Annotated in this window: 5 protein-coding genes; 3 read left to right on the plus strand and 2 right to left on the minus strand. The window is 53.7% G+C overall.

Going from position 1 to position 3,777, the window contains the following annotated elements; genetic code table 11:
• The first annotated feature begins 115 nt into the window (after positions 1–115).
• Positions 116–406, plus strand: a complete 291-nt coding sequence (locus tag BZK31_RS01935; RefSeq protein ID WP_083181065.1) for a Phd-YefM — start codon at positions 116–118, stop codon at positions 404–406.
• 2 nt (positions 407–408) lie between these two features.
• Positions 409–696 (plus strand): type II toxin-antitoxin system RelE family toxin, encoded by a 288-nt coding sequence (locus BZK31_RS01940; protein ID WP_083181066.1) that lies wholly within the window; start codon positions 409–411, stop codon positions 694–696.
• Between the two features lie 578 nt (positions 697–1,274).
• Here BZK31_RS01940 and BZK31_RS01945 read toward each other — a convergent pair.
• Positions 1,275–1,733: a helix-turn-helix domain-containing protein gene (locus tag BZK31_RS01945; RefSeq protein ID WP_208617170.1), complete on the minus strand. Its 459-nt coding sequence runs from the start codon at positions 1,731–1,733 to the stop codon at positions 1,275–1,277.
• Between the two features lie 772 nt (positions 1,734–2,505).
• Between BZK31_RS01945 and mobV the strand changes: the two genes are divergently transcribed.
• Positions 2,506–3,465: a MobV family relaxase gene (gene mobV, locus BZK31_RS01950; RefSeq protein WP_083181067.1), complete on the plus strand. Its 960-nt coding sequence runs from the start codon at positions 2,506–2,508 to the stop codon at positions 3,463–3,465.
• Here mobV and BZK31_RS01955 read toward each other — a convergent pair.
• Positions 3,457–3,690, minus strand: coding sequence for an antitoxin VbhA family protein (locus tag BZK31_RS01955; RefSeq protein ID WP_157900691.1), 234 nt, complete (start codon positions 3,688–3,690; stop codon positions 3,457–3,459). The two genes, mobV and BZK31_RS01955, sit on opposite strands and share 9 nt — an antisense overlap.
• Between the last annotated feature and the right edge of the window lie 87 nt (positions 3,691–3,777).

Genomic DNA, 3,777 nt, shown 5'->3' on the forward strand with positions numbered 1-3,777 from the left:
TAACGCTGGCTATGTACTGGATTTACCTTAAACTACGCATCATCGTATGTAAAGTAATACGTACTAAAAAACATAGATTTAGCGTACTGATGTATCATAGACGGGAGATTCAATCATGGCAGCGTTACTAGATCGGGCAGATCAGGCCGTATCAGTTACCGCGATGGTGAGAGGTTTCAGCGCACGACTGAAGGAAGTTTCCAGCCGCGCCACAGACAAATTGGTAATTTTTAAAGACAACGAGCCAGCTGCAGTAATCGTGAACGTTGATGCATACCAGGAGCTGCTTGATGAGCTCGATGATCTCCGTATCGACGCGATTGCTCGCGACCGAATGAACAATTTTGATAAGAGCAAAGCTATCTCCCTTAGCGCCATGATGGAGAGATATGCCGCTAAGGAGTGAGCATGGCGTGGAAGGTTGAGTTTCACCCCGAGGTCGCAGATGACCTTGATGATTTAGGCGATTCAGCGGCTTTTAAAATACTGAAAGCCATCAAAGACAAAATCGAGAATGGTGAACCTGACAAGCTAGGTTTGCCCCTGAGGGGAGCGCTCGCTGGCTACAGGAAGATAAGGGTTGGAGATACCCGAATCGTTTACAGAGTAGATCAGCGAGCAGTGGAGATCCTCATTGTCGCTGTAGGTGCTAGACGCGATAAAGAGGTCTATCACGCTGCTGAGAGTCGCGTTTAGTCGATCTCGCGGTGTGTAAAAGACACCGACACTGACTTCGATAGGCGAGGCAGCACGTGCGGCTTTGCGGGCAGTCACTGTTCTCTTGGTATCTCGAGCTGAATCCACGGAAGCAGGCGGCCCCAGCCAGTAGGCTGAGGCCTGAATATACCCCTTGCTGTGACAAGGGGCGGATGTCTTAGAACCAGCCCATCGCTTTCAGAAGCAGAATGCCTACTAAAGCCACTTTCCCGGCCCAGTAGAGCATTTGGAGAGCGAAAATAATTTCCATCGCGATATCCTCGTGTTGTCCGACGCAATCCTGTCCGCAGCTGCGGCAGGTACCTCATGCGCTCCAACACTCCACGGGTACCGCTCGTCGTTCTCCGATGATCAGCGATGAATGCTGGTGATTTGGAGTTGACACCCGTGTCATCCAGCCCTATATTTAACTCGTCTCTTAATCAAATATGTCAAGCTATCCGGATTGTTTGCACACTTAAAATAAGTGTCTCACAGCCGTGCCCGTTTGTCAACACCTGTTCGCTAAAAAGCCGCTCATTGAGCGGCTTTTTTTTGCCTGTTTCTCGGCAATGGAATCAGGACAGTTCGGGCCTCTCGACCCAGTCCAATTGCTCCTCACGAGGTAAACTTGGCAGGTCGGCATCGACAAGTGGTTTTTGACTCGGGGGCGGGAGCCCATCTCCATGCGGAAGCTGCATGTCTCCCGGAGATAAAGCTGGCAATTGGCGCAACGGAGGACGCTTATCTGCAATGGGTGCATCCTGTTCCGTCTCTGCTACCAGAATTCGTGCATCGAAGGCCGCATAGCGCTGGTTGTCGCGCTTGTCAGCCCAAGCGACACGACGGTTCACGACGTAAGCATTTACTCCGCCACGTTCGCTGCCAACCCGGACCACATCGATCCAATGTTCATCGGATAGCACCGTGAGTGCTCGCTTAATCGTGTTCACGCTCACACCCATAAGTGAGGCGAGCGTGGCCTGGCTTGTGACGACTGCGGCGTCTTTACCCATATTGGCAACCAGCAGGTGCATAAGTTGAGCTGCTTTTGGCTTACGCCCAATCAAAGCTGACCATGCTTCATGAGCGGCTCGCTCTGTTTGAACCCAGGTTCCCCTCACATCCATTTCTGGCACAAAACCACCCCTGATATTTGTACGATATACGCCTTGCTCGTGTACGGTATCATACACACAGGGACGATATCTCATCCAGATTGAGCTGGGGGTAGCTCATCCTGGGTGAGCTGGGGGTAGCTCATCCTGGGTGAGCTACCCCCACTCAGTAACTAATTGATTTTAAAGGGTTTTTAAAAAATCACTTCTTATGATCTAGATCGAGTTCTTGATCTGGCTTTTGCTTTGCCTGTGATCTTGTTCCTTGGATTCAAAGAATCAGGCTGTTCACTAGCTCAAGGTGGCCGCCAGTGCAGTGACCGAAGGGCGCTGTGCTGGCGGACGCCCAACAAGCGAAGCGCGTTAGGACTATGGGTCAGGCACCGCGATCTTTGTTTGAGATCTAGCGGCCTTCCAGTCGCTGTGCGCCGTCGACTACCGCGCAAGGGCATGGATCAGCGTGCGGCTGCTTCGCTCCTTCACGCCGCGCCTCCGGCCTGCGCACTTCGTTTGCGGGTGATCAGCCCGGGGGAGTTTCCGAATCGGAAACTTTGTCATGACAAAGTTTTGGAGCGCTTTTTCGAACGTCTTTGCGAAGCAAAGTCTAGTGAGTACACTTCAAGGAAGTGGCCCAGCGGAGCTAGGCGGATTTCGCAGCGCTGAAATTGTCGTGAAATGAACAGAGGGACGCATGGCATACGCAATCATGCGGGCGAAGAAGCTCGCCAACATGGGGTCAGTCGCGGCCTCGATGCAGCATTGCTACCGCGAGCGCGAGACGCACAATGCTGACCAGGAGCGCACACCCGATAATCAGCACCTGGGCGCTAAAAGCACGGACGAGGCCATGGGGAAATTGCGCGCTTTGCTGCCGGAGAAACGGCGCAAGGATGCTGTTCTGGCCGTTGAATACGTGATGACAGCCAGCCCTGAATGGTTCGATAAAGCGACACCAGAACAGGAAAAGACGTTCTTCCAACGATCCCTGCAATGGTTGGCCGACAAATACGGCGTTGATCGGATCATCACGGCCAGTATTCACCGGGACGAGGCAACCCCGCACTTGTCCGCTTTTGTGGTGCCACTGACGCAGGACAAACGCCTGAGCGCCAAGGAATTCATCGGCAGCAGGGACAAGATGCGGGCGGATCAGACCAGTTACGCCAGCCGTGTCGCGGATTTGGGGCTGGAGCGTGGCATCGAGGGCAGCAAGGCCACTCACCAGACGATTCAGCAGCACTACGCCGCCATTCAGCAGGGGGTAAAAACCCACGCCTCTATCAGCACCAAAGCGCTAGAGCCGCGGGTTTTGAGCAAGGGGTTATTCACCAAAGTCGTCGAAACGCCAGAGCAGGTTGCCGAGCGGCTGGCCGAATCAATCAACAAGGGGTTTGCGGATACGGTCGCTGTAGCCTCTACAGCGCTTCAGGAGCGCCGCAGAGCAAAGGAAATGCAGGACACGGCAAGTGATCTGAAAAAGCGGCTAGATTCGATTCAAGGCCCTTTCAAGGGGCTTACGAAGGCTCAGGTGACAGAGGTTTTGAAGGTGGCCATGACGTTTCAGTTAGAGAACAAGAAAGCTAGGGAGCAGACCCAAGCTATTCGCCTAGAACGGGGTAAAAACTCACCTGATCAGGGGATTTCACGCTGAGGGAATGGATCGTCCCAGAAACTCGTCCAAGGTGACTTCACCTTCTACGTAGGCTCTGGCGTTTTCTTCATCAAGCGCCGAGAGCTTGAACCCCGCCAGCCCGACCGAGGCTCGCGCGTAGTTCACGGCCCGCAGGCGTTCTGCTCTGTCGCTACGCTGTTTGGTAACGAAAATAGGGATTGGCTCAGCGGGGCCAGAGTCAATGAAAGTGGGCTGATCGTCCATACCTGCTCCTCTATTCTTTGCGACGAACGGTAGGGGGGTTTGGGCCGGGAAAAACCGCCCCTGGGGGTCAGTACATAGCCAGCGTTA

This window comes from Pseudomonas floridensis, assembly GCF_002087235.1.
In the GTDB taxonomy this organism is placed as follows: Bacteria; Pseudomonadota; Gammaproteobacteria; order Pseudomonadales; family Pseudomonadaceae; genus Aquipseudomonas; species Aquipseudomonas floridensis.

What these genes read in the sequence shown, in the direction of transcription:
- BZK31_RS01935 (WP_083181065.1), top strand. Translation starts at nt 116, where the DNA reads ATGGCAGCGTTACTAGATCGGGCAGATCAGGCCGTATCAGTTACCGCG.
- BZK31_RS01940 (WP_083181066.1), top strand. Translation starts at nt 409, where the DNA reads ATGGCGTGGAAGGTTGAGTTTCACCCCGAGGTCGCAGATGACCTTGAT.
- BZK31_RS01945 (WP_208617170.1), bottom strand. Translation starts at nt 1,733, where the DNA reads ATGCACCTGCTGGTTGCCAATATGGGTAAAGACGCCGCAGTCGTCACA.
- mobV (WP_083181067.1), top strand. Translation starts at nt 2,506, where the DNA reads ATGGCATACGCAATCATGCGGGCGAAGAAGCTCGCCAACATGGGGTCA.
- BZK31_RS01955 (WP_157900691.1), bottom strand. Translation starts at nt 3,690, where the DNA reads ATGGACGATCAGCCCACTTTCATTGACTCTGGCCCCGCTGAGCCAATC.